The following is a 24,586-nucleotide window of genomic DNA, read 5'->3' on the forward strand; positions in this document are numbered from 1 at the left end:
TGCCGGCCGCGATGTCACACCCGCGGGGTGCGGCGTGTCCCTGGGTCGACGACGAACACTGGAGGACGAGATGGCTCGCATCGAGATGACGTACCGGCGGACGCCCGGCATCCGGGTGATCGAGTGGCTGACGCGGCGGAAGTTCGGGAAGGTGCTGGACCCGGTGAAGGTGGCCATGCACAACCGGCGCGTCCTGGTCACGTCACTGGCGATCGAAGGGACGGCCGCGCGCTGGAACTCCCTCGCCCCGGACCTGAAGGCGCTCGCGGTGATGGTGGCCTCGGCGCGGATCGGGTGCAGCTGGTGCATGGACTTCGGCTACTGGGAGTTCCACCACCAGGGCATCGACCCCGCCAAGCTGCACGATGTACCCAGGTGGCGGGACAGCGACGTCTACACAGACCTGGAGCGCGCGGTGATGGAGTACACGGAGGCGATGACGGCGACCCCGCCGGAGGTCACCGACGAGCAGGTCGAGCGGCTGCGGCAGGACCTGAGCGACGAGCAGTTCGTCGAGCTGACCGCCTGGGTGGCACTGGAGAACTTCCGCTCCCGGGTGAACGCGGCGACCGGACTGACCAGCCAGGGCTTCAAGGAGTACTGCGAGCTGAGGCCGGTTCGGTGACCGAGGACCAGCTCGCCCGCGAATTCGCCGACCACCGGGAGGTCCTGGTCGGGGCGGCGTACCGCGTCCTCGGCAGCGTGAGCGACGCCGAGGACGTGGTGCAGGAGGCGTGGTTGCGCTGGTCCGCGATCGACCACGCCGACATCCGCGACCCGCGGGCCTACCTGATCCGCATCACCACCCGGCTCGCACTCAACCGGCTGCGCGAGCAGAAGGCCCGCCGCGAGCAGTACGTCGGCCCGTGGCTGCCCGAACCGCTCGCCACCGAGGACGACCCGGCCGAAGTGGTCGAGCTCGCGGACTCGGTCAGTATGGCGATGCTCGTGGTGCTCGAGACCCTCTCGCCGCTCGAGCGCGCGACGTTCGTCCTGCGTGAGGTGTTCGACCTGCCGTACGACGAGATCGCGGACACGCTCGGTCGCTCGGAGGCCGCCGTCCGGCAACTCGCCCATCGAGCGCGCAGTCATGTGCACGCGCGGCAGCCGCGGCATCAGGTCGACAAGCAGAGTCATACCGAACTGACGATGCGGTTCATGCAGGCCGCCGGCTCGGGCAATGTCGACCAGGTGCTCGAACTGCTCGCGCCGGACGCGGTCCTGATCAGCGACGGCGGCGGCAAGAAGCGCGCCGCGCTGCGGCCGATCCAGGGCGCGGACAAGATCGCCCGGTGGATGCTCGCGGTGGTCGAGGACAACCCCGGCTTCGAGGTCCGTGTGCTGCACCTGAACGACGACCTCGCCTTCGTGGCGTACTACGACGACGAGCCGGACACCGTCACGTTCCTGAAGACCGACGGCGACCGGATCACCGAGCTGTACCTGATCCGGAACCCGGACAAGCTCGGCACCCTGCCGCTGCTGCACGAGTTGGAGGCGTAGGATATCTGCGACCGAGTCGCAGATGGAGGCAGCGGTGAAGTATCTGGTGGCGGACCCGGAGGAGGCGCTCGATCCGGGGTTGCGGGCGGACCTGCTGGACACCTGGGTCGCGGTGACGAACGCCGGCGGCGCGGTCGGGTACGTGGCGCCCGCGCCGGTGGACCGGATCGCGGAGAATCTGGATGGTGCGCTCGGCCGGGTCGCGTCCGGGCTCGATCTGCTCGGCGTACTGCACAACGGCGAGCGGTACGTCGGGATGGGCATGCTGGTCGGCCGCGGCAGCGCACTGCAGGCGCACTGGCGCACGGTGCTGCGCGTGATGGTGCACCCGGACTGCCAAGGCACGGGCGCCGGACGGATCCTGATGGAGGGCCTGCGCGGCTCGGCCGTCGACCTCGGGCTCGAGCACCTGCAACTGACGATCCGCGACGGCCTCGGCCTGGAGAACTTCTACGGTCCGCTCGGGTACCGGGTCGTCGGCCGCCACCCGCGCGCGATCCGGGTCGCACCGGACGACTACCGCGACGAGATCATGCTCGTCCTGGATCTGTAGGCCATCACAATCGCCCGCGGTTGCTCCCCCGCGGCAGGCGATCCGCAAGCCGCGATTGTGATGGCCTGGAGATTCACTTCCGGGTGCGGGCGATGAGGACGAGGGTCGCGCCGAGCGCGACCAACAGCGTGGCCAAGGTCAGGACGATGGGCGGCAGGCCACCGGTCTCCGGGATCTCACCGCGGTTGACCGTCCGCGGTCCCTCGACGGGACCCTCCGCGGCGCCGACCGTGAACTTGACCGGCGCGGCGACCGTCGCGCCGGTCTCATCAGTGTGCTCGTAGGTCACCTTCGCGGTCCCGGTGAACGCGGCCGCCGGCCTCAGCGTGACGGTGCCGTCCACCCCGACCGTCCAGGTCCCCGAACGGTCGGTGCGCTGCTTCGCGCACCCGCCGTCCTGCGTCCGCAGGCAGACCGAGCTCGGCGTGATCGCGCCGCTGTCGTTGAGCAGCGGATTCACCGCGACCGGGTTGCCCGGCGTACCGGTCGCCGCATCGGGTTCCGCCTTGGCGAGCAGCGGTCCCGCGACCGTGATGCCGAGGAGCGCGGTGGCCGACGTACCGTTCGCGTCGGTGACCCGGTAGGACAGCGGGCGCGTGGTACCGACGAAGCCCTTCGCCGGCGTGTACTCGACGACGCCGCTGTCTACTTTGTACGTCCCCTCACCCGCCACGGTCACGGACTTCTTCTCGCGGCCGTCGGCCGGATCCCGTAGCACGACGGAGTCCGGGCGGAGCGGTGCGGACGCGTCGCCCGGCTTGTCATTGGTGAGTACGTCGACGCGGACCGCCGTACCGAACGCGGTCGTCGCAGTGTCGTCGGTGAGGACCGGACGGACCGGCACGACCGTGACGCTGATCGTGGCGCGTGCGGTGTTGTGGTTGCTGTCCTTCACCTCGTAGACGGCCGGCTTCGCGGTGCCCGTGAACGCCGCCTCCGGCGTGAACGTGACCTTGCCGTCGGCAACGGCGTACTCACCTTGACCGGGCGACGTCACCTGCCCGAGCAGCGCACCGTCTGCGCCGACGAGGAGCAGGGACGCCGGATCGAGCGTCGCACCCGGTCCCGGCTTGTCGTTGCCGAGCGGGTCGACGGTCACCGCGACGTGCTGCTTCGTCCGCGCCTCGTCCGGTACGGCGACCGGGCGGGCCTGCACCGTGACGGTCAGCGCACCGGATCCGATCGTGCCGTTGCGGTCGGCCACCCGGTACCCGACCGGGACGGTCCCGCCGACGAAGCCGTCCACAGGCGCGAACCGGATCGCACCGGACGGCTGCACGGTGAACGTCCCCTGCCCGGCCACAACCAGAGCTGGAAGCGGGTCACCGGTCACCGGATCGATCAGCCGAACGCCGCTCGCGACCAGCGGCGCGCTCGGATCGCCCGGCTTGTCGTTCGCCAGGACGTCCACCGTCACCGCGACCTCGTACGGCGTGGTGGCGACGTCGTTCGCGATCACCGGAGCGACCGGCGCCACGGTGATCGTGACCGCCGCACTCGCCAGGTTGCCGGTCGTGTCACGGACGCGGTAGGCGACCGAGGTGACACCGTGGTACGCCGGTTCCGGGTCGAACTCGACCTTCCCGGTCTTCACGGTGAACACGCCCTGCCCAGGGATCGCCACCCGCACTCCCCACGCCGCGGGGCCGAACACCTGCACCGACGTCGGATCGAGCCGCGCGCCCGTGCCCGGCTCGTCGTTCGCGAGTGGATCGACGACGACGGTCACGTTCTGCTTGGTCGTGACCGGATCCGCGACCGCCTTCGGTCCCTTGCCGACCGTGACGAGCAGCAGCCCTTCGGCGGTGGTCCCGTTGGCATCGGCGATCCGGTACGTCGTCGGCGTGGTCACGCCCTGGAACCCCTTGAGCGGCGTGAATGTGACCGCACCGCGCGCGTCCACGGCGTACGTACCTTCACCGGCGCGCGTGATCGTCTTGCCGAAATGACCCTTCGCGTCCTTCACCACCACACTCGCCGGCCGCAACGGCGCCGATGGGTCGCCCGGTTTGTCGTTCGCCGCCACCTCGACCGTGATCGCGCGTCCGTACGGCGTGATCGCCGAGTCGTCGACCGCGACCGGGTTGATCGGTGACACGGTGATCGTCAGCGTCGACGCGGCAGAGTTGTGGTCCGAGTCGGTGACCCGGTAGCCGATCGGGGTCGCCGTACCTCGGAAGCCGGGCAGCGGGTCGAACTCGATCGCTCCGCTCGGCTGCACCGTGTACGTCCCCTGGCCGTCGACCGTCACCTTCTTCGCGGTGCCGTTGAGACCGACGGAGCTCCGGACAAGCGTGGCGTCGGTGCCGGGACGGTCGTTCGACAGGACGTTCACCGTGACGGTGACGTTCTGCCGGGTTGAGGCAGTGTCCGCGATCGCGAGCGGCGGGTGGCCGACCGTGACCGTCAACCGGGCGGTCGCCGTCGTCGCGTTGCTGTCGGCAACCTGATACGTGATCGGCGAACCCGGCCCGCGGAACAGTGCGCTGGGATCGAAGCGGACGGTTCCCCCGGTCGCGGTGTAGACGCCCTCGTTCGGGATCCGCACCGATGCCTTCAACGCACCGTCGGCCGGATCAGCCAGGAGCAGACTGCCCGGGACCAGCGGCGCGGACGGGTCGCCCGGCTTGTCGTTCGCCAGCACCGGCACCGTGACGGTCTTCTCGTACGGCGTCCGCGCGACGTCGTCGGCCGCGACCGGGGTGATCGGCGTGATCGTGACAGTGATGGTGGAGCGCGCCACCTGCCCGAATTCGTCCGCGACCTGGTACGTCACCTTGGTCGCCGTACCCGTGAAGGCCGGGACCGGATCGACAGTGACCGTGCCGTCCGCGTTGACCTGGTAGTCGGCCTGGCCCGAGACCTGCACCGACGTCTTCGGCGAACCGTCAGCGGGATCAACCAACACGAGGCTGCCGAGGTCGAGCTCCGTCCCGGTGCCCGCGTTGTCGTTGGCGAGCGGCATCACCTTGAGCGGGAGGTTCTGCTTCCCGCTCGCGGTGTCCGGCGTCGCGGTCGGCGCGGGTGGTTTGGCGACCGTGACGGTCAACGTCGCCGTGGTCGTCGTACCGTTCACGTCCGCCACCCGGTACGTGACGGGTGTCGCGGCGCCGGTGAACTTCGGCAGCGGATCAACCTCGACCGTGCCCTCGGCGGTCGTCGTGTACGTCGCCTGGCCTGGCACCACCAGCGTCGCGACCGGTGCCTTGGTGGCCGGATCGATCAGCCGTACGGAGCTCGGCACCAGCGGCACCGACGGCTCGCCGGCCGAGTCGTTCGCGAGCACGCGCACACTGACATTCGTGTCGTACGGCGTACTCGCGGTGTCGTCGGTGACGTCCGGGACGACCTTGGTCACGCGCACGGTCAGCGACGACCTGCCGACCGCTTTGTTGCCGTCGGCCACTTGATAGCCCACCGCCGTCGCGGTCCCGCTGAAGGTCGGCAGCGGCTCGAAGAACACGCGTCCGTCGGGGCGCACGGAGTACTTGCCCTGCCCCGGCACCTCGAGCTCCAGCCCTGACCGGTTCGGGCTCAGCAAGCGGACAGTGGCCGGATCGAGCGCCGAGCCGGTCGGCCCGGGTTTGTCGTTCGCGAGCACCTCCACCATCACCGAGCGACCCTGCGGCGTCGCGACCGTGTCCGGGTTGGCGACCGGCGGACCCGGCGCGGCCACGGAGACGGTGAGTTCGGCGCGCGCCGCCGTACCGTTCTTGTCGAGCACTTGATAGGTCACCGGCGTACCGACACCGGTGAAGCCGTGTACCGGAGTGAACGTCACGGCCCCGGTCTTCACCAGGTACGTGCCCTGGTTCGCGATCGTGAGTTGGTCGACGAGGTGCTTGCTCGCCGGGTCGACAAGTCGCAGCGTCGCCGGGACGAGCGGCGCGTCCGGCGAACCCGGTACGTCGTTGTCGAGCACCGGGACGACGGCAACGGTGTCGAACGCGGTCGAGACCGAGTCGCCGTTCGCGGTCGGCGTGACCGGTGTGACCGTGACGACGAGGGTCGACTCGGCCGTCTGCCGGGTGCTGTCGGTGACGCGGTAGCCGATCGTCGTCCCGGCACCGGTGAAGTGCGCCTTCGGGACGAAGTCCACGCCGCCGTCGGGCTTCACGACGTACTCGCCCTCGCCGGCGATGACGACCTTCTTCTTGAACGTCGCGTCGGCCGGATCACGCAGTACGACGGAACCGGGCACGAGTTGGACGCCCGCGGCCGCGCGGTCGTTGGCGAGCGGTTTCACCGAAACGCTGACGTTCTGCGGGGTCGTCGCGGTGTCGGGGCTCGCGACCGGGCGATCGGGCAGCGCGACGGTGACGGCGAGGGTTGCGGCCGCCGTCGTGCCGGTGGTGTCGGCGACGCGGTACGTGATCGGTTTCGCGGGGCCCACGAAGCCGGACACCGGTTCGACGCGGATCGTGCCGTCCGGCTTTGCGACGTACTTCGCCTGCCCGACCACGTTCACCAACTGCTGACACTTGTTGCCTTCGACAAGGCACAGTGTTTCGGGCGCGAGCGGCGTACCGGGATCGCCCGGCTTGTCGTTGTCGAGCACCTTGACCACCGCGGCCGTGTTGAACGCGGTCGTCGTCTGGTCGTCGCCGAGGACCGGCGGTGGCGGTGGTGTGATCGCGAGCGGGTGATCCTCGACCTCGCCGGCATCGGCCGCGCCGGTCGGCCTCTCGACCTGCGCATCGGCGTACCCGACCCGGACGCGCACCCAGGACGCTCCGGCCTTCGGCGCGAGCTCGGACCAGCGCAGCGTCACGGTGGTCTGCCCCGCGGCGAACGCGGCGCACGCGCGCTCGGTCGGCTCGAAGGTTCCGTTGATGTTGGCATCGATCCACGCACACGCCCGCCCGGCCTTCGACGTACCGGCGAGCTGCAGGCCGGCGGCGTACCTCGTATGGCTGGTTCGGAGCGGTTCGAGGACGACCCCGTCATCGCCTTGATCCGGAGCGGCCGGCCCGGTCGTACCGTTGGCCACCTCGGCGTTGTCCTCGGTCACGGTCTTCCCGAGCTTTACGTCGCTCAGCACCGACCAGGCCGCGCCGTACGACGGGGGCGCGTCGCCGAAATCTTCTGGCGTGGACGCGACGATCGAGAAGGCATCGCCCGACGTCCCGTTGTTGAGCGCGGGCAGCTTCGAATGCTTGGTGAACACCGCCGACACGTCGAAGCTCACCTCGGTGACCACGCCGTTCACGCGGACCGAGCCGCACGCGGCCGTCGCGGAGGTGTCGAGACCCGACGGTGACTTGGTGTTCACGCAGTTCGGACCGGTGTCGTGGTCGGTGGCCGTGATCGTGTCACTGGTCACCGCGAGGTTGTTGCCCTGGCCAAGCTTCGTCAGACTCAGGCCGGCGGTGGCGAGCTTCAGGATCGCGTGCAGTTCGGACTGCGCGGTCGTGGTGCCGCTGACCGTGCGGGTGACCGAGCCACCGAGGCCGCCGAGGTGCAGGACCGGGTTGCGGACAGGCTGCGAGAACGCGATCGTCAACGTCCCGCGGTCACCGCATCCGCCGGTCGAGGCGCAGTCGCCGGTGTTCACGACGATGTCCTGCGCCGGCGTGTCCTTCCCGATCGCCGGCTGGTACGTGACCGGACCGATGCCGCGGAACCCGACCGTGGTCGGGTCGCTGACCTCGGTCCGTCCGCTCGCGGTGATCGTCTGCCGCAGCCCCGACCCGGGCATCACCGTGGTCGCCTCGGTGAACGGCGCGGTCGGAACCTGATAGGCACCCGCCGGCTCGGCCACGGATCCCAGGCCGATCAGGCCGATGGCGCAGAGGACCGCCGCCGGTCGGGTTGCCCGCATGTGTCCCGCCCTCCCGAGCAATCAGGTGCATTGCTGCGGCCACGTGGCGGGCGGGCCTGTAAACCTAACGGCCTACAGCGCACAATGTTACTTCGAAGCGTGACCACCCGACCACCCACCGAACCTGTCACGCCTCTCCCCAGGAGAGTTTCCGGCAGACAGTGCAGGGTTTTCACCCGCTATCCGCCAGAAACCCTCCTTTGTTGGCCGTGGATCAGTTCCTCCCGCAAGCCCCCAGCCGGTCGCCTGACGCTCACCGGGCCAACTGGGGCTCACTGGGCAGTTCATAAACTTTGACTTTGCCGGTGGTGAGGCTGCGGGTGGCCAGGTGGTCGAGGGCGGGCGAGATGGGCCCGTTGCGCGTGTCGGCGAACAGCCAGCGGACGTGGTACTCGTCGCGCAACCGGGTGAGAACCTCGGGGGTCGGCGCGGTGAGGGCCTGGTTGGCCAACGCGACGCGATCGGGCCACGGGGACGGTTGCTCGGTGTAACGGCGGCCGTCGACGCCCTGTCTGGCCATCGCCTGGTTCGTGTACGCCCAGCCCTCGATCAACGTACGGCGGCCGGCGATGCCACTGATGAGGTAGCCGCGCGCATCGCAGCCAGGCGCGGACTTGCCCGCCGGGCGGCACCAGGTGTTCGTCACGACCACATCGTTCGGATCGGAGTGCCGGGTGAGCCACAACGCGGCGCGGGTCTCGTCCGGGTACACCCACCAGCGGGCCGCGCGGTACGTCGGTGACCGCTCGGTGTCGCCGCGTACCACGCCCTGAAGGAACGCACTGATCGGCGCTGTCGCCAGCAACACCAGAACGACGAACATGCCGGCACCTGCCTGCCGCAACGCCAGTCGCCAGACGAGCACCAGGAACAGCGTGATCCCGAGCACGACCAGCAGCACCCGGGTGCTCAGCCAGAGCTTCGCACCGGGCGAGTCCGCGGGCACACCGCGGACCCAGACGAGCAGACCGCCGTACCCGATCGACAAGACGAAGGCGGCGACGGCGATCGGCACCGGACGACGCGACGCACGCGCACTGGTGGCCGCGAACCAGCCGGCTCCGGCCAGGCTGAACGGTGCGGCGGTGTAGATGAAGTACGACTCGCTGACCGACGGGTGGTCGATCAACAGGTAGCCCGCCCACCCCGCGATCATCGCGCCGAGCAGGAACCACGCCGCCGGGTCCTTGCGGCCGGCGACACCGAAGCCGGCCCAGGACATCGCCTGCATGGTCAGCAGCAGTCCCAGCAGCAGGCTGAGTGTTCCGGCGACCGCGCCATGTGCCAGCGCCGGCACGACCAGTCCGCCCGCACCCGGCTGCGTCGTGTCACCTGTCGCCGCCGTGTAGACCGGCAACGACTTCAGTACGGCGAGGAACTGCACCTGAGACCCACTGGTGCTGCCGGCAACGGTGCGGAAGGTCAGCGCGCCGACAGCGACCAGTACGGCCGCCGTACCGATCAAACGCCACGGAAGCCGTCGAGTTGTCACCAGTTGGTACAGCGCAGCGAGGCCAACTGCCGCTACCAGCAGCGGAAGCACTGTCGGCTTCGAGCCGCCGCCCACCACGGCCAGCGGCACGATGAGCAACCACAGCCGATGGCTGCCGTTCTTGAACAGCAGTTCGATGAGCAGGACCGCGAGAGTGACCGAGACGACGATCCCGAACGTCTGCGAGGGGCTCAACAGGCTGACAGGCGACCCGAGGTTCACACTCGTGTCGAGGAGCAGGTACAGCTGGGCGGCCGCCAGGGCGAGCGCCGCGAGGACGCCGGTCCACCAGGTACGGCTGACGTAGCGCGCGAGCGCGGCGCAGACCACCAGGGCGACGATCAGCCACGGCAGCACCCAGAGCCGGTACAGCACGACGATCGGCGTGAGCCGCGTGATGTCGGCCGCCGCAGCCATGTCGGCGTTCGCGAACCAGTGGTACTCGAGGCGCTCACCGACGAGCTGCGGAGTCTCCGGCGGTACGGATCGCATCAGCTCGTGCACCATCGACAGGTGGTACAGGAGGTCCGGGTAGTACGCCTCGCCGTTCGGCGGCATCGGGTGGTACGCCATCACGCCGAACGTGGCGGCACCGACCATCACGGCCGCGGACACTGCCAGCCCGACCGTCCACGCCATCGGCAACGGGGTGGGCTCGGCGATCCGGAAGTACTGCCGCCCTTTGACCGCGAAAGCGGCCAGGATGAGTGCCGGCCAGACGATCAGCCAGTCCTGCCGGCCGAGCGCGGTGAAGATCGCCCAGCCGAGCAACTGCCACGTCGCGCCGATGACCGAACCGAGGCCGAGGTCCTCCACCCAGGTGCCGGTGCTGCGCCAGACGGCGCGCAGCAGCAGGGTCCCGGGCAGCGCGATCGCTGCGGCGAAGTACACGGCGTACTTCACCAGCGGGCCGATGCTGACATCGCCGAGTGCCGCGAACCCGCCGACCGCCACCAGGACCGGCAGCAGCCACGGGAGCATCCGCCTCATCGGTCAGAAGGCTTCAGAGACGCACTCTCGGAGGGCGTGCTACCGGACGGAGTGCCGTTGGGATGCGTGTTGCTGGAAGCTGTGCTGTTGGAGGGCGGGCTGTCGTGTCCGTGATCCTCGAGGCTGTCGTAGCCGACCAGGAACTGCGGCCTGCGCTGACTCGACTGGAACAACCTGGCCACGTACTCCCCCAGCAACCCCAGACACAGCAACTGGATCGCGCCGATCACGCTGACCGCGAGCACGGTCGACGTCCAGCCGGGGATGCTCCGGCCGGTCAGCTTGATCACCAGCGCACCGATCACGAACAGCGCGGACATCGCGCCACCCAGCAACCCCAGCCAGGTCGCCAGTCGCAGCGGCGCCGCCGAGAACGCGGTCACGCTGTCGAACGCGAGCCGGACCATCTTGGTCAGGCTGTACTTCGTGGAGCCCGCGGCCCGCTCCGCCCGGACGTACCGCACCTGCGTGCTCGGGAACCCGAGCCACGGGATCACCAGCCGGAACACCCGGCCGTCGTCGGGCAGCGCGTTCACCGCGTCCACCACGCGCCGCGTCACCAGCCGGAAGTCCGCGGCATCGAACGGGATGTCCTTGCCGACCAGACGCGACATCAACCGGTAGTACAGCCGGGCCGACGTGCGTTTCGCCCACGAGTCGCTCGACCGGTCCGAGCGGACGCCGTACACGACATCGACGTCCTGCTCGCGGACCGCCCGCAGGAAGTCGCCGATCACCTCGGGGGGATCCTGCAGGTCGGCGTCGATCGTCACCACATACCGGCCGCGGGCACGCCGGAAGCCGGCCGACTGCGCCGCCTGGTGACCGCTGTTGCGGAGCAGCCGGACAACCCGCAGCTGCGGCCAGTCCGCCGCGGCGTCCAGCAGTAGCGTCGCGGTCCGGTCCCGGCTGCCGTCGTCGACGACCAGCAGCTCGTAGCTGATGCCGAGACCGTCCAGCAGCGGATGCATCCGGTCGAAGAAGATCGGCAGCACCTCTTCCTCGTCGTACATCGGTACGACGACGGAGAGTTCGGGGGTGGTGTCCCGCATCGACTGCCTTCCTGTCTCGGTCGCCCGACTTTACCGCTCTGGATCACTCTTGTTGGACTGCTCCAGCGACTGCTTGGTTCGCTCGGCAGGCCGCTCAATGCGAGATCGCGACCGCTCCGGTGCGGCGGGGATCGCCGACTGCGAGCAGGCCGTCGGCCGGATCCCAGAACGCGGCCGCGACACCGCCGAAGTACATCGAGTGCGGCGGCATCGGCCGGGTCGGCAACGCGGTCGACCCGGACACCGGCAGGTCGTCCTCGTAGTCGACGACGACGTTCTCGCGGACGCGGACGTGCAGGCGCGGGTGTTCGACGGCCTCGCGCAGCGGTAGCCCGCCGTGCGCGTACAACGCGTACACCTGGGCGATCGCGGTCGGGATCCGGTCCGATCCCGGCGAGCTGATCGCCAGGACGGCGCCGTCGCGACTGCGGCGCGCGACGCTCGGCGCCATGTTCGAGGTGAGCCGGGTGCCGGGCGCGAGGCTGTGCGGGCCGCCGTGCAGCAGCTCCTGCTCGCCGAGCGCGTTGTTGAGCCAGATGCCGGTGCCAGGAGTGAGGACGCCGGAGCCGTACCCCGACGAGACCGTGATCGCGCAGGCGTCGCCCTGGTCGTCGACCACCGAAACCGTCGCGGTACTCGGCGAGGTCAACGCACGGAGATCACCGGACGCCGCCAGATCGAGCAGCTTCTGCCCCTCCAGCTTGCGCACGTCCTCCTGGTCGAGCTCCGCGAGCCGGCGGCCGAAGACGGCGTGCTGGACCGCGACCAGCCGCTCCAGCTCGCTCTGGCTCCAGCCGCCGTCGGACGGCACGCCCTGGAGCAGCGCGAGCATCGCGGCGACGGCCACTCCCCCGACCGCGGGCGGCGGGTTGGTCGCGAACCGCCAGCCGCTGTGCTCGACGACCAGGGACGGACGGACAACCGCCTCGTACGCCGCCAGGTCCTCGGCGGTGAGGATGCCCTCGTTGGCGGCCATGTCGCGGATCAGCAGCTGGGCGAGCTCCCCGGTGTACATCGTCTCGGCGCCGTCGCGGGCGATCAGCTCGAGCGCGTCGGCGAGCTCGGGGATCACCACGGTGGTGCCGGCCTTGATCACGTCGCCGCCGGGCTCGTGGACGACGGTATGGCTCGGTGGGTGCCAGCCGAAGATGATGTCGTGGACGTACCCGAGGTAGTAGCCCGACGTCCGGCTCAGCGGAAAACCGTTCCGCGCGACGTCGACAGCGGGCTGCACGACCTCGCGCCACGGAGCCTTGCCGGCTCGCCGGTGCGCCAGGTCGAGCGCCTTCATCCCACCCGGCGTGGCGACGGAGCCGTGGCCGACGGTGGTCGTCGTACCGCCGCCGTAGTCGGTGGTGACGTCCCAGACGCCACGCCCGAACCGGTCGGCCGACAGCCCACGACCGGGCATCTCCACCCAGCCGTCGATCGTGACCGCCTCGCCGCCCGCGACCTGCAGCGTCACAAAGCCGCCCGAGGCCGGCGACACGATGCCGACCTCGTTGACCATCGTCACCAGCGTGGCCGCGATCGCCGCGTCGACCGCGCTACCGCCCTCGGCGGCCACCCGCACGCCGGCGTCTGCGGCGGCCGCATTCGGCGCCGCGACCGCGACCCGCGGGTGCCCCCTCACGACTCATCCCCCTCTGACGATCAGCCGACCCGCTGGACGGCGCCGAAGCGGTCGACCGCGACCTGCACCGCGGCCTGCCGAACCTCGGCGACCTCGTTCTCCTTGAGCGTCCGGTCCGGCGCCCGGAACCGCAGCGCGAACGCGAGCGACTTCCTGCCCTCGCCGATCTGCTCGCCGGTGTAGACGTCGAACAGCCGCACCGACTCCAGCAGCTCGCCCGCGCCTTCGACCAGCGCCGCCTGGACGTCGGCCGCCGCGACCTCGGCCGGGACGATCAGCGCGACGTCCTCCTTGGCCACCGGGTACGACGAGAAGGGCTGCGCCGTGATCGACTCCGGCGCCGCCGCGATCAGCGCGTCGAGATCCAGCTCCACGGCACTCGACCGGGCCGGCAGCCCGAACGCCTGGCAGACCTTCGGGTGCAGCTCACCGGCGTGCCCGACGACCTTGCCGTCGACGGAGAACTCCGCGCACCGGCCGGGATGCCACGGCGCGAGCTCCGTGTTCTTGACCACCGGCTCGACAGCGACCGCCGCCGCGATGAACCGCGCGATCTGCACCGCATCGGCCCATCCGGCGGGACGGCCCTTGCCCCACCAGCCGGTCGGCGTCAGCGCGCCGGTCAGCACGACCCCGACGTGCAGCGGCTGATCGGGCAGTGCGTCGTACAGCGACTGGACCTCGGCGTCGCTCGGCCGCTGCGCGACCGACGGCAGCGGCGCGGGCTTCGTCTCCGCCTTCGGCTGGAACACCAGGCCGGTCTGGAAGATCGCCAGGTCGCTCGCGCCGCGGCCGACGTTGCGCTCGGCGGTCCGGAGCAGGGTCGAGAGCAGCGTCGTCTGCATCGACGGCTCCTCGTCGGACAGCGGGTTGACCAGCTGCACCGTCGTACGGCGCGGGTCGTCGGCGGGGATGCCCATCGCGTCGAAGTCGGCGGCACCCGTGAACGGGTACGAGACGACCTCGGTCAGGCCCGCGCCGACGAGCGCGGTGGCGACCCGGCGGCGGCGCTTCTGCGACACCGTGAGGCCCGGCCCGCCCGGCGCCGACGGCAGCACCGACGGCACGTTGTCGTACCCGAACAGGCGGATGACCTCTTCGGCGAAGTCGTTCGGGTCACGCAGATCCGGGCGCCACGACGGCGGCGTCACCGTGATCAGGTCGTCCCCGGCGACGTCGGTGGATCCGAGCGTCGTCGTGCCCGCCGCGACCAGCGCGGGCGCGTGCGCACCGGCGGCCAGCGGTGCGGCCACCGCGTCCGCCGCAGCGGCCTCGATCTCGCAGCCGACCGAGCGCAGGTGCCGCACGGTCTCCTCGAGCGTGATCGGGGCACCCGCGACGCGGGCTGCGTGATCGGCGCGCAGGGTGACGGGCACCGGCTGGGCGTGCGTGTCGACGACGGTTTCCTCGGTCAGGATCGTGCCGCCTGCGTACTCCGCGAGCAGGTCGGCGACCCGCTGCGCGGCGTACCGCGGCAGGTTCGGGTCGACCTCACGCTCGAACCGCCGCGACGCCTCCGACGACAGCTTGTGCCGCCGGGACGCGCGCGCGATCACGACCGGGTCGAAATGCGCGGCCTCGATCACCACGTCGGTGGTCGCCGCGGAGATCTCGGTCGACGCACCGCCCATCACGCCGGCGATGCCGATCGGGCCGGAGTCGTCGGTGATCAGCAGGTCCTCGGCGTCCAGCTCGCGGGTCTGGTCGTCGAGCGTCATCAGCTTCTCGCCCGCGTTCGCCCGCCGGACCACGATGTCGCCGGTCAGCCGGGCCTTGTCGTACCCGTGGATCGGCTGCCCGAGCTCGAGCATCACGTAGTTCGTCACGTCGACACCGATCGAGATCGGCCGCATGCCCGCGCCGAGCAGCCGCTTCTGCATCCAGCGCGGCGACAGCGCCGTGGCGTCGATACCGGTCACGGTCCGCGTCACGAACACGCTGCACGCCTCGGCGTCGTCGACGCGCACCGGGTACCCACCCGTGCCCGACCCGGTCAGCGTCAGCGCCGCCGGGTCCTTCAGCGGGACGCCGTACGCCGTCGCGGCCTCACGCGCGACACCACGGATCGACAGGCAGTAGCCACGGTCCGGCGTCACGGCGATGTCCAGGACGTCGTCGCGCAGCGCCAGCAACTCGATCGCGTCGTCACCCGGCGCCGCCTCGCCCGGCTGCAGTACGACGATGCCGTGCGTACCGTCGTCGCCCAGGCCGAGCTCCTGGCTGGAGCAGATCATGCCGTTGGACACGTGGCCGTAGGTCTTGCGCGCCGAGATCGCGAACCCGCCGGGCAGCACCGCGCCGGGCAGCACGACCACGACGAGGTCGCCGACCTCGAAGTTGTGCGCACCGCAGACCACCCACTGCGGCTCGTCCTTGCCGATGTCCAGCGAGCACCAGCGGATGGTCTTGCCGTTCTTCTGCGGTTCGTTCTCGTACGTGAGCACCTTGCCGACGACCAGCGGGCCCTGCAGGTCCGACTCGTCGACGGTCTCCACCTCGAGGCCGGCCCGGATCAGCTGCTCCGCGACCTCGCGGCCGGTGACGCCGTCGGGCAGGTCGACGTACTCACGAAGCCATGACAGTGGGACCCGCATCAGATCTCCATCCCGAACTGGCGGCTGAACCGCACATCACCCTCGACCATGTCCCGCATGTCCTCGACGCCGTTGCGGAACATCAGCGTCCGCTCCAGGCCCATCCCGAACGCGAAACCGGAGTACCGGTCGGTGTCGATGCCGCAGGCCTGCAGGACGCGCGGGTTCACCACGCCGCAGCCGCCCCACTCGATCCAGCCCTCGCTGTTGCAGGTCCGGCACGGGCGGTCCGGGTTGCCGACCGAGGCGCCGCGGCAGACGAAGCACTTCAGGTCGACCTCGGCGGACGGCTCGGTGAACGGGAAGAAGTTCGGCCGCAGCCGCGCCTCGAGGCCCTCGCCGAACATCGACACGACGAAGTGGTCGAGCGTGCCCTTCAGGTGCGCGAGGGTGATGCCCTCGTCCACCACCAGGCCCTCGACCTGGTAGAAGACCGGCGTGTGGGTCGCGTCCAGCTCGTCGGTACGGAACACGCGGCCCGGGCAGATCACGTAGATCGGCGGCTTGCGGGTCAGCATCGACCGCGCCTGCACCGGCGAGGTGTGCGTCCGCAGCACCTTGCCGGACCCGGCCGGCTCGACGAAGAAGGTGTCCTGCATCTGCCGCGCCGGGTGGTCGGGCTGGAAGTTCAGCGCGTCGAAGTTCAGCCACTCGGCCTCGACCTCGGGGCCTTCGGCGACATCCCAGCCGAGCGCGGTGAACACGTCCGCGACCTGCTCGGAGATCAGCGACAGCGGGTGCCGCGCGCCGAGCTGCGGGATGTGCCACGGCAGCGTCACGTCGACCCGCTCGGTGGCCAGCATCCGCTCCTCGTGCTCGGCCTCGAGCACCGCGAGCCGCGCCGCGAACGCCTCGTTGATCGCCTTCCGCGCGGCGCCGATCCGCTGCCCGGCTTCCTTACGGGCCTGCGGCGGCAGCGCGCCGATCTCGCGGTTGGCGAGCACGATCGGCGACTTGTCCCCGAGATGGGCGACCTTGGCCTCCTGCAGGGCGGCCAGATCGGCCGCCTTGGTAAACGCCGCCAGCGCCTCGTCGCGGGTCCGCTCCACCTCGTCGGCATGCAGCGGCGTCACTTCGACCGGGTCGTAATCAGTGTTGGGACCGGACATGGCTCGCTCTCGATTCGGAACTTCTGCGGATTGCAGTCTAGGAACCCCGACCCCAAGACCGTGAATCGGCTGTCCACAACCCGCGACAACCACCTTCCCCGAGGGCGAAAAATCCTCCTCGGAGGAAAACTGGACTCATACGAGAGAAAACCCTCCTAGGAGCATGTTCTCGCATCCGGTTCAGCCGAGCTTGTGGGTGGCTCGGGTGACGCCGATGAGGACGCCGAGGCCGGCGACGAAGGCGCCGAGCCCGATCGGGAGGAAGAACTCCGGGTACACCACCACCGCCGACGGATCCTCCCAGGGCGGATGGTCCGCCCGCGGCTCGGCGAGCAGCAGACACACCGCTCCGGCGATGTCGTACGCGGCGGCCAGTACGACGGTCACCACCGCGAGCCCACGCGCCGCCCGCAGGACCTTGCGCTTCCCCCGCGACCGTCCGATCAGCATGGCCCCGAGCGCCACCGGCGGGAGTACGAAGACACCCGTCAGCACCAGGTTCGCCAGCCACTGGTACTCAGGCATGGACCGTCCGCCGAGTCGAGTACACCGTCCAGGCGAGGGTGCAGAGGCCAATCAGGAGCGTGCCGACACCGACCGGCAGAAAGAACGTCGTCCCGGCGTCCATCATCGGATCGGGCGGTGGCTCGTAGGTGCGCGTGTGGACGACGCCGGCCAGCACGTAGATCCCCGCGAGGAGCGTCATCAGCGACCCGGCGGTGAAGCCGACGACCGATGCGACGTCCTCTGTTCGCAACCTCCCGAAACGGACCAAGCGGAAGAGGCCCACCCCGGCCAGCACCGGGCCGGCGATCACGACGATCCACGCCAGCCACACCAACGTGAGGTAGTCGCCTCGGGTGAGGCTGCCCAGGAGCAGCAGGTGGGCCAGGAACGAGAGCGCTGTGCACCCCGTCACCGTCGCGACGATCAGTCCGGCTCGCAACGCGGCGCGCTCACGCCGGATCCGCCCGAGCAGGACGGACAGAATCGCGAACGGAACCATGACCAGGGCGGTCCACAGCAGGAGGTTGACGGCGGCCTGTGCGGTACTGGTGTACTGCGGCTGAATCCGGGCGAGTTCCCGCGTGGTCAGCCCGGATCGACGGGCCCACGCGAGGTCGGCCGGGTTCATGTCGCCGATGCGCGCCAGGTTGGCGGTTGCGGCGATCCGGCGGACGGCGTCGTCCTCGCCCGACGCCCGCATCAGGTGGGCGACGGCGCAGTGGCGGCCGGCGCGGTCGACGAAGTACGGCGTACTCCGCAGCGCGGTGTCGTTGCGCGGGAAAGCACGACTCCTCCGGTACTCGCGGAGTACGTCGAGGTTGCGGAGACGGTCGGGATCGGCGGACGGACGGTGGCGGATCAGGAGCTCCGCGGACCAAAGGTGGATCCGGGTCGGAAGGTCGATCAGCCACCGTCGCGTCATACCCGAATGCTGTCAGTGCACTGGGTCGTCAACCGGTTGCGGTACGGCGTCCTGCGTCTTCTTCTCGCCCCTCGGGAGGACGGCCAGGGCGACCACCGCACCGGCCACGGCACCGATGGCGCCGACGGTCATCGCGATGGACATGGCGTCGACGAACGCGTGCTTGGCGGCCGCCAGGAAGTCGGGGCCGAGGGCGAGCGTGTCGGCGATCGACTTGCGCGCCCCCTCCGGTACGGAATCCGGCAGCGCCGAGGAGTACGCCGCGGCGAGCACGCTACCCAGGACCGCGACCGACAGCGCCGCACCGGTCTGCTGCACGGTGTCGTTCATCGCCGAACCGACACCGCGGTGCTCCGGCGGCACGGCCTGCATCAGCAGCGTGTACGCCGCCGGACCCGCCAGGCCACCGCCGACCCCCATCACCAGCAGGCCGACGATCAGCAGGCCGTACCCGGTCGTGTCGGACACCTGGGTGAGGATGCCGAAGCTGCCCGCGATGATCAGCAGACCGAGCGAGATCAGCGTCCGGTCCGGAACCTTCTTCCCCAGGGTCGCACCGAGACCGTTGAACAGCGCGGCGGACGCGGCGTACGGAATCAGCGCCAGCCCCGCCTTCAGCGGTGTGTAGCCGAGCGCGAACTGCAGGTACTGCGTCAGCGCCAGCAGCAACCCGCCTGCAGTGAACGAGAGCAGCACGATCGACAGACTCGTCCCACTGAACCGCCGGTCGCGGAACAGCGCCAACGGCACCATGGGATGCGCACTGCGCTTCTCCCACAGTGCGAACGCGGTCAACGCGACCACGCCGACGGCCAGGCCGCCCAGGACCCGCGCGGAGCCCCAGCCGTGCACCGGGATCGAGACGATCGCCCAGACCACGGACGCCATCCCGACGATGGTCAGCAGCGCGCCCGCCGGGTCGACGTCGCGGGCAGGGCCTTTCGACTCCGGGATGAGGGCCAGCGTGCCGATGATCGCCAGGATCGCGATCGGCACGTTCAGCAGGAAGATCGAACCCCACCAGAAGTGGTTCAGCAAGACGCCGCCGACCGTCGGGCCGGCCACCACGCCGACCATCGCCACCATCGACCAGCCCGCCATCGCCTTGCGCTGCTCCTCCGGCGGGAACACCGTGAACAGCAGCGACAGCGTGCTCGGCATCAGCAGCGAGCCGCCGACGCCCATCAGGCCGCGGCACGCGATCAGCTGCCACGGGGTCTCGGCGAGTGTCGCGAGCAGTGACGCCGCACCGAAGACGACCAAACCGAGCAGCAGCATCTTTCGGCGGCCGAAGCGGTCGGACAGGCTTCCGGCGGTCAGCAGCAGCCCGGCGAACGCCAGGATGTACGCGTCGATCACCCACTGGATGTCCGCGGGCGTCGCGCCCAGGTCGCGCATCAGCGACGGGATCGCGAGGTTCAGGACGGTGTTGTCGACCACCAGCACCATCAGGCTCAGGCACAGGATCAGCAAGATCCACCAGCGCCGGGGATGTCCCGCACTGGACTCGAACGGTGTACTAGTCACTCGAACACTGTACGACGATCTCGAACGGTGTGCGAGTGCTTTGTATGCTGGATCGCGTGAACGACTGGATCTGGACCCGGGACCGCAAGCCGGCGTCCGCGCGGGAGACGCTGAGCCGGGAGCAGATCGCGACCGCCGCAATGGCGATCCTGGACACCGAGGGCCTGGCCGGGCTGAGCATGCGCAAGCTGGCCGCGAAGCTCGGGTCCGGGGCGACCAGCCTGTACTGGCACGTGCCGACCAAGGACGACCTGATCGACCTGCTGATCGACGAGGTCTGGGGCGAGATCGACGTGCCCGACCCGGATCTGGCCGGCTGGCGGGCCGGCGCGCTGCTGTTCGGGCACAGCCTGCGAGCCGCCGTACTGCGGCATCCGTGGCTGCCCGAGGTGATGTACACCCGCCCGAGCATCGGCCCGAACGCGATGGCACTCGGCGAACGCGGACTCGTCCTGTTCGGCGCCGCCGGGTTCCCCGAGCACGAGGTGGATCTCGCGATGAGCAGCGTGATGTCGTACGTGCTCGGCACGGTCAGCGCCGAGGTGGCGACGCGTGAGATGGCCCGCAAGTCCGGCCGCCCCGAAGACGCCTGGGTGGAGGACCTGCGCAAACAGGCCGAGACCGTCGCCGAGAACTACCCCGGCATGCAGAAATCCGTCCGCCGCCGCACCGCGGTCACCCTCGACGAAGGCCTCACCACCAACTTCGTCTTCGGCCTCGACGCCCTCCTCGACGGCCTCGAAACCCACGTCAAGAAGTAGCTTTCAGCCCCGCCCGCCCCGGCCACGCGACCAACTGGTGCCGACCGGCGGCCGGCGAAGGTGGTCAGGTTGCGCAGGCCAGAGCATAGGGAGTTCCGTTCGTCAGCAGTGCGTGATGAAAGGTTTGCACACCTCGGCCGTTCAATGACTTGAGTTATCCACAGGCAATCGGAGGGGGTTCGTCCAAGCTTGGGCGCCGGTGGCGTCTTCCACGGTGATGCGGAAGTGGGTGCTGCGGAAGAGGTCCAGGGGGAAGGTGGCGGTGGTGAGGTCGGTGCCGTACTGCCACTCGGCGCCGGGATGGCCGCCGGTGAGGAGGATCTTGGTGGCGGGTGAACATTCGACCGTGATCCGATCGGCTTCGATGCGTACGTCGTACAGCTCGGGCCCGGTGCTCGAGTAGAAGTGGCCGGCCTTGAGCGCGGCGAGCAGGGCGTCCGGGGTGAGAGATTCGGCGCGGACGTTCACCCACGCCTGGCAGGGCGGCGGGTCCTGGGGTTGCAGGTGGGCGTCGTCGGCGGCGTACGTCGTGAGGCGGTGGCCGCGGTTCAGCAGGACGTCGGTCAGGTGCCAGCTGTCTGCGCGGTTCTCGCGGTCGGAGAGGGCGTTGTAAACCTCGACCGCGTGCGCCGCGTCCAGGCTCTCGGCGTCCGACGCCGTGAGCAGCGACGCCGACGGATGCGCCATACCGATGAAGGCTCCGGCCGCCCGCGCCCGGCGCGCCAGCTCGGGTCCGGTTTCGCTTGCGCTCGGCTGGACGAAGTCCAGCGGCAGGCCGACGGCGATGATGTGCCATTGCTGGCCGGCTTCCGTCCGCGGGGCGTGCAGCTCGGCGCCGATCAGCGTGCTGAAGTCGTCCGTGCGCAGGTCCCGGGTGTCCGTCATCGGATACCCGTACTCCGGCCGGAAGTGATCGGTGATCGCCACGAAGTCGTACCCGGCGTCGCGGTACACCTGGACGGTCTCGGCCGGCGACAACGCCCCGTCGGACAGATTGGTGTGGGTGTGCAGGTTGCCGCGCCAGAACCGTCCCGGCAGATCGAAGATCATCGGCGCTGCTCACGGGCCGAGGCGTACAGGCAGATGGCCGCGGCGGTGGCCAGGTTCAGCGACTCGGCCCGGCCGTAGATCGGCACCTTGACCGAGTGGTCGACAAGGGCGTCGATCCCGTCCGGCAGGCCGTGCGCCTCGTTGCCGAACAGCCAGACGGTCGGCTTCGCGAGCGTCCCGTCGTCGATACAGGCGTCCAGATCGGTCGCGCCGTACCCGTCCGCGGCCAGCACCTGCAGGCCCTGCTCCCGCCAGCTCCGGACGGCGTCGGGCAGGTCCACGTCGGTGCTGATCGGCAGGTGAAAGATGCTCCCGACACTCGCCCGCACCGCCTTCGGGTTGTGCGGGTCCACCGATTCCGTCGTCAGTACGACGGCATCGGCACCGGCCGCGTCCGCCGTACGGATCAAGGTGCCGGCGTTGCCGGGGTCGCGGACCTGGACCCCGACCGCGACGAGGTTGAGCGCGGCGACCGGCAACGGCACGGTCACCAGCGAGCAGACCGCGACGACCCCCTGCGAGGTGACGGTTTCGCTGAGCGCCTCGACGGCGGCGCGGTCCACCTCGAGCCACGGGACACCGGCGGCCGCGGCGAGATCGTGCAGATCGCGGTGCCGGGCGGCGACGGTGGGTTCGGCGTACACCTCGACGACCAGCTCGCGATGTTCGAGTGCTTCCCGGACGGCCTGCGGGCCCTCGACCAGGAACCGGCCGGTCTTGCGCCGGAACGAACGAGTGGCGAGCCGCCGGGCCTGTTTGATCCGCGCTGATTGCGCGGTCAGCAGACCGGGACTCGCCACTCGAGTGCTTACGTCAGTCGTCCTGCGGCTCAGGCCGCGGCGTCGCTCTTCGGCGCGTTCACGTCGGCCGGCAGGGCGGCCTTGGCCACCTGCACCAGCGCGGAGAACGCGGCCGGGTCGTTGACGGCCAGGTCGGCGAGGATCTTGCGGTCCACCTCGACCTCGGCCAGGCGCAGGCCCTGGATGAAGCGGTTGTAGGTCAGGTCCTCGGCGCGGACCGCGGCGTTGATGCGCTGGATCCACAGCTTCCGGAAGTCGCCCTTGCGCGCCTTGCGGTCACGGTAGGCGTACACCAGCGAGTGGGTGACCTGCTCCTTGGCCTTGCGGTACAGCCGCGAGCGCTGGCCGCGGTACCCGCTGGCCTGCTCGAGTACGACCCGGCGCTTCTTGTGGGCGTTGACTGCCCGCTTCACGCGTGCCATGAGGTGTTACTCCTTGTATTTCTGCGCCGGAGCCGGGACGGAGCCCATTCGGCGGGGGATGTTCGGGGGGTGGGGTGCTCAGATACCGAGCAGCTTCTTGGCCTTCTTCACGTAGGCCGGGGCGACCTCGGTGGTACCGGACAGGCGGCGCTTGCGCTTCGATGTCTTCGCCTCGGCGAGGTGACGAACGCCGGTCTGCTCGCGACGGATCTTGCCCGTCCCGGTGACCCGGACCCGCTTCTTCATCCCCGAGTGGGTCTTCATCTTCGGCATGGCTGATTCAGCTCCTGATTGTTTCTTCGTTGACTCGAACCTGATGTGACAGCTCCGGCCCGGACGAGCCGGAGCGTGACGTCACTCCGGGTCGAGGTTGTCGGCCGGACCCTTCGGCTTCTTGGTGGCGCCCGCGGCCCGCTCGGCCTCGTGGGCCTGGGCCTGCTCGGCGCGCTCCTGGCGCTCGGCCTGCTCCTCGGCCTCCCGCTCGGCCTTCCGCTTCGCCTTCTCGGCTTCCACGTCCACGCGCGCCTCGGACTTCTTCTTGTGCGGTCCGAGCACCATGATCATGTTCCGGCCGTCCTGACGCGGCGAGGACTCGACGAAGCCGAGCTCGCTGACGTCTTCGGCCAGCCGCTGCAGCAGCCGGAAGCCGAGCTCCGGCCGGGACTGCTCACGTCCGCGGAACATGATGGTGATCTTGACCTTGTCCCCGGCCTTCAGGAACCGCACCACGTGACCCTTCTTGGTCTCGTAGTCGTGCGGGTCGATCTTCGGCCGCAGCTTCATCTCTTTGATGATCGTGTTGGTCTGGTTCCGGCGGGACTCACGCGCCTTCTGCGCGGTCTCGTACTTGTACTTGCCGAAATCCATCAACTTGCAGACCGGAGGCCGTGCGGTCGCCGCGACCTCGACCAGGTCGAGGTCGGCCTCCTGGGCCAGCCGCAGTGCGTCCTCGATCCGAACGATGCCTACCTGCTCACCGTTCGGTCCGACCAGCCGCACCTCGGGAACGCGGATGCGCTCGTTGACGCGCAAATCAGTGGTGATGGGTCCTCCTGGGTTGAACTCGTACTGGATGCCACCTCGTGATCACCCGCCGGCCCCCGCGCAACCTCTCGGAAAACACAAAGGCCCTCGTGCGATCACACGAAGGCCCAATTCCCAGATGTACGACGTCCCAACCCGAAAGCCGGTACGCCGTACTGTTGACCGGGACCCGCCGACTCTTCATCGACTGGGTGGGAGGTGGCCCTCCGCTTGGACTCGAACGATCGGCGATCCCGAAGTATTCCGCTCAGGGGTCACCGACAGACCGAGTCGGTCGCCATGCAAGAGTAGCAGCATGACCGACGCAGATGCCACTTCACCAGCCCCCGACCCGCTCTCGACCGCGTCCCGTGACATCGCCGAGGTCCCGGCCGTGGAGATCATTTCCACCGCCGCGCTGCACCTGATGAGCGCCGCCGCCGTCAACCTCGGCCTCGCCGCCGACCTCCCCGACCACAAGGACCTCGACGAGGCCCGCTCCCTGATCGACTCCCTGGCCGGCCTCCTCGACGCCGCCGCGCCGACCCTCGGCCACCACCACGCCGCTCCCCTGCGCGACGGCCTCCGATCCCTCCAACTCGCCTTCCGCGAGGCAAGCAGCATCCCGGACGAACCAGGCCAGGGCCCCGGCGAGAAATACACCGGCGCCGTCTACCCGGCCGGATCCAAATAGTCCGCCGCGGCCGACGGGTTCTTTCGCCGCTGGCGCTTTGTAGAGCCTGTTGCAGAATCAACGCCCGGTCGAGCTTGGTGGGGGATAGAGCGGCGATATGGCTCGAATCTGCGGCTCAGGTGGAGTAAACCAG

General features: G+C 69.8%; 19 protein-coding genes. 5 read left to right on the plus strand and 14 right to left on the minus strand.

What is annotated here, in order from left to right; all coding sequences use genetic code 11:
- The first annotated feature begins 70 nt into the window (after positions 1–70).
- From AB0B82_RS27600 to AB0B82_RS27610, 3 genes are read left to right on the plus strand one after another with little or no spacing between them, the layout of a single operon-like run.
- Positions 71–625: a carboxymuconolactone decarboxylase family protein gene (locus AB0B82_RS27600; protein WP_360174583.1), complete on the plus strand. Its 555-nt coding sequence runs from the start codon at positions 71–73 to the stop codon at positions 623–625.
- Entirely contained in the window at positions 622–1,503 is an 882-nt protein-coding gene (locus tag AB0B82_RS27605) for an RNA polymerase sigma-70 factor (RefSeq protein ID WP_360174586.1), read from the plus strand. The genes AB0B82_RS27600 and AB0B82_RS27605 overlap by 4 nt, the downstream gene beginning before the upstream one ends.
- A gap of 34 nt (positions 1,504–1,537) precedes the next feature.
- On the plus strand, positions 1,538–2,056 hold the full coding sequence (locus AB0B82_RS27610) for a GNAT family N-acetyltransferase (RefSeq protein ID WP_360174589.1): 519 nt from the start codon (positions 1,538–1,540) through the stop codon (positions 2,054–2,056).
- Between the two features lie 73 nt (positions 2,057–2,129).
- Here the strand turns inward: AB0B82_RS27610 and AB0B82_RS27615 are convergent, their stop codons facing one another.
- The 9 genes from AB0B82_RS27615 to AB0B82_RS27655 all read right to left on the minus strand — a co-directional run bounded on the left by AB0B82_RS27615 (position 2,130) and on the right by AB0B82_RS27655 (position 19,703).
- Positions 2,130–7,877, minus strand: a complete 5,748-nt coding sequence (locus AB0B82_RS27615) for an Ig-like domain-containing protein (protein ID WP_360174592.1) — start codon at positions 7,875–7,877, stop codon at positions 2,130–2,132.
- 253 nt (positions 7,878–8,130) lie between these two features.
- The gene (locus tag AB0B82_RS27620; RefSeq protein WP_360174595.1) at positions 8,131–10,359 is read right to left on the minus strand and encodes a hypothetical protein; all 2,229 of its coding nucleotides are present in this window, start codon (positions 10,357–10,359) and stop codon (positions 8,131–8,133) included.
- Positions 10,356–11,411 (minus strand): glycosyltransferase family 2 protein, encoded by a 1,056-nt coding sequence (locus AB0B82_RS27625; RefSeq protein WP_360174598.1) that lies wholly within the window; start codon positions 11,409–11,411, stop codon positions 10,356–10,358. Before AB0B82_RS27625 ends, AB0B82_RS27620 begins: the two co-directional genes overlap by 4 nt.
- A 94-nt stretch (positions 11,412–11,505) precedes the next feature.
- Positions 11,506–13,044 carry a gamma-glutamyltransferase gene (locus tag AB0B82_RS27630; protein WP_360174601.1) on the minus strand — a complete coding sequence of 513 codons (1,539 nt, stop codon included), beginning with the start codon at positions 13,042–13,044 and terminating at the stop codon, positions 11,506–11,508.
- Positions 13,045–13,064: 20 nt separating this feature from the next.
- Positions 13,065–15,638: a phenylalanine--tRNA ligase subunit beta gene (pheT, locus tag AB0B82_RS27635; RefSeq protein ID WP_360174604.1), complete on the minus strand. Its 2,574-nt coding sequence runs from the start codon at positions 15,636–15,638 to the stop codon at positions 13,065–13,067.
- Positions 15,638–16,747, minus strand: coding sequence for a phenylalanine--tRNA ligase subunit alpha (pheS, locus tag AB0B82_RS27640; protein ID WP_360174607.1), 1,110 nt, complete (start codon positions 16,745–16,747; stop codon positions 15,638–15,640). The genes pheT and pheS overlap by 1 nt, the downstream gene beginning before the upstream one ends.
- Before the next feature lie 180 nt (positions 16,748–16,927).
- Positions 16,928–17,272, minus strand: coding sequence for a hypothetical protein (locus AB0B82_RS27645; protein WP_360174610.1), 345 nt, complete (start codon positions 17,270–17,272; stop codon positions 16,928–16,930).
- Positions 17,265–18,176, minus strand: coding sequence for a hypothetical protein (locus tag AB0B82_RS27650; protein ID WP_360174613.1), 912 nt, complete (start codon positions 18,174–18,176; stop codon positions 17,265–17,267). The genes AB0B82_RS27645 and AB0B82_RS27650 overlap by 8 nt, the downstream gene beginning before the upstream one ends.
- Before the next feature lie 12 nt (positions 18,177–18,188).
- Positions 18,189–19,703 carry an MFS transporter gene (locus tag AB0B82_RS27655; RefSeq protein ID WP_360174616.1) on the minus strand — a complete coding sequence of 505 codons (1,515 nt, stop codon included), beginning with the start codon at positions 19,701–19,703 and terminating at the stop codon, positions 18,189–18,191.
- A 56-nt stretch (positions 19,704–19,759) separates the two neighbouring features.
- Between AB0B82_RS27655 and AB0B82_RS27660 the strand changes: the two genes are divergently transcribed.
- The gene (locus AB0B82_RS27660) at positions 19,760–20,464 is read left to right on the plus strand and encodes a TetR/AcrR family transcriptional regulator (protein ID WP_360174619.1); all 705 of its coding nucleotides are present in this window, start codon (positions 19,760–19,762) and stop codon (positions 20,462–20,464) included.
- Positions 20,465–20,605: 141 nt separating this feature from the next.
- Here AB0B82_RS27660 and AB0B82_RS27665 read toward each other — a convergent pair whose 3' ends face one another.
- The 5 genes from AB0B82_RS27665 to infC form a co-directional block, all read right to left on the minus strand.
- Positions 20,606–21,514, minus strand: coding sequence for a CehA/McbA family metallohydrolase (locus AB0B82_RS27665; protein ID WP_360174622.1), 909 nt, complete (start codon positions 21,512–21,514; stop codon positions 20,606–20,608).
- Positions 21,511–22,314, minus strand: coding sequence for an RNA methyltransferase (locus AB0B82_RS27670; RefSeq protein WP_360174625.1), 804 nt, complete (start codon positions 22,312–22,314; stop codon positions 21,511–21,513). The genes AB0B82_RS27665 and AB0B82_RS27670 overlap by 4 nt, the downstream gene beginning before the upstream one ends.
- A gap of 29 nt (positions 22,315–22,343) precedes the next feature.
- The gene (gene rplT, locus AB0B82_RS27675; RefSeq protein WP_131367113.1) at positions 22,344–22,736 is read right to left on the minus strand and encodes a 50S ribosomal protein L20; all 393 of its coding nucleotides are present in this window, start codon (positions 22,734–22,736) and stop codon (positions 22,344–22,346) included.
- A 78-nt stretch (positions 22,737–22,814) separates the two neighbouring features.
- On the minus strand, positions 22,815–23,009 hold the full coding sequence (gene rpmI, locus AB0B82_RS27680; protein ID WP_360174629.1) for a 50S ribosomal protein L35: 195 nt from the start codon (positions 23,007–23,009) through the stop codon (positions 22,815–22,817).
- 81 nt (positions 23,010–23,090) lie between these two features.
- Positions 23,091–23,768: a translation initiation factor IF-3 gene (infC, locus tag AB0B82_RS27685; protein ID WP_360174632.1), complete on the minus strand. Its 678-nt coding sequence runs from the start codon at positions 23,766–23,768 to the stop codon at positions 23,091–23,093.
- A 307-nt stretch (positions 23,769–24,075) separates the two neighbouring features.
- Here infC and AB0B82_RS27690 point away from each other — a divergent pair, with 307 nt between their 5' ends.
- Positions 24,076–24,453: a DUF1844 domain-containing protein gene (locus tag AB0B82_RS27690; protein WP_360174635.1), complete on the plus strand. Its 378-nt coding sequence runs from the start codon at positions 24,076–24,078 to the stop codon at positions 24,451–24,453.
- Positions 24,454–24,586: the final 133 nt, after the last annotated feature.

This window comes from Kribbella sp. NPDC048915 (assembly GCF_040649595.1).
Classification (GTDB): domain Bacteria; phylum Actinomycetota; class Actinomycetes; order Propionibacteriales; family Kribbellaceae; genus Kribbella.

What these genes read in the sequence shown, in the direction of transcription:
- AB0B82_RS27600 (WP_360174583.1), top strand. Translation starts at nt 71, where the DNA reads ATGGCTCGCATCGAGATGACGTACCGGCGGACGCCCGGCATCCGGGTG.
- AB0B82_RS27690 (WP_360174635.1), top strand. Translation starts at nt 24,076, where the DNA reads ATGACCGACGCAGATGCCACTTCACCAGCCCCCGACCCGCTCTCGACC.
- AB0B82_RS27645 (WP_360174610.1), bottom strand. Translation starts at nt 17,272, where the DNA reads ATGCCTGAGTACCAGTGGCTGGCGAACCTGGTGCTGACGGGTGTCTTC.
- AB0B82_RS27615 (WP_360174592.1), bottom strand. Translation starts at nt 7,877, where the DNA reads ATGCGGGCAACCCGACCGGCGGCGGTCCTCTGCGCCATCGGCCTGATC.
- pheS (WP_360174607.1), bottom strand. Translation starts at nt 16,747, where the DNA reads ATGTCCGGTCCCAACACTGATTACGACCCGGTCGAAGTGACGCCGCTG.
- AB0B82_RS27625 (WP_360174598.1), bottom strand. Translation starts at nt 11,411, where the DNA reads ATGCGGGACACCACCCCCGAACTCTCCGTCGTCGTACCGATGTACGAC.
- rpmI (WP_360174629.1), bottom strand. Translation starts at nt 23,009, where the DNA reads ATGCCGAAGATGAAGACCCACTCGGGGATGAAGAAGCGGGTCCGGGTC.
- pheT (WP_360174604.1), bottom strand. Translation starts at nt 15,638, where the DNA reads ATGCGGGTCCCACTGTCATGGCTTCGTGAGTACGTCGACCTGCCCGAC.
- rplT (WP_131367113.1), bottom strand. Translation starts at nt 22,736, where the DNA reads ATGGCACGCGTGAAGCGGGCAGTCAACGCCCACAAGAAGCGCCGGGTC.
- AB0B82_RS27620 (WP_360174595.1), bottom strand. Translation starts at nt 10,359, where the DNA reads ATGAGGCGGATGCTCCCGTGGCTGCTGCCGGTCCTGGTGGCGGTCGGC.
- AB0B82_RS27650 (WP_360174613.1), bottom strand. Translation starts at nt 18,176, where the DNA reads ATGACGCGACGGTGGCTGATCGACCTTCCGACCCGGATCCACCTTTGG.
- AB0B82_RS27665 (WP_360174622.1), bottom strand. Translation starts at nt 21,514, where the DNA reads ATGATCTTCGATCTGCCGGGACGGTTCTGGCGCGGCAACCTGCACACC.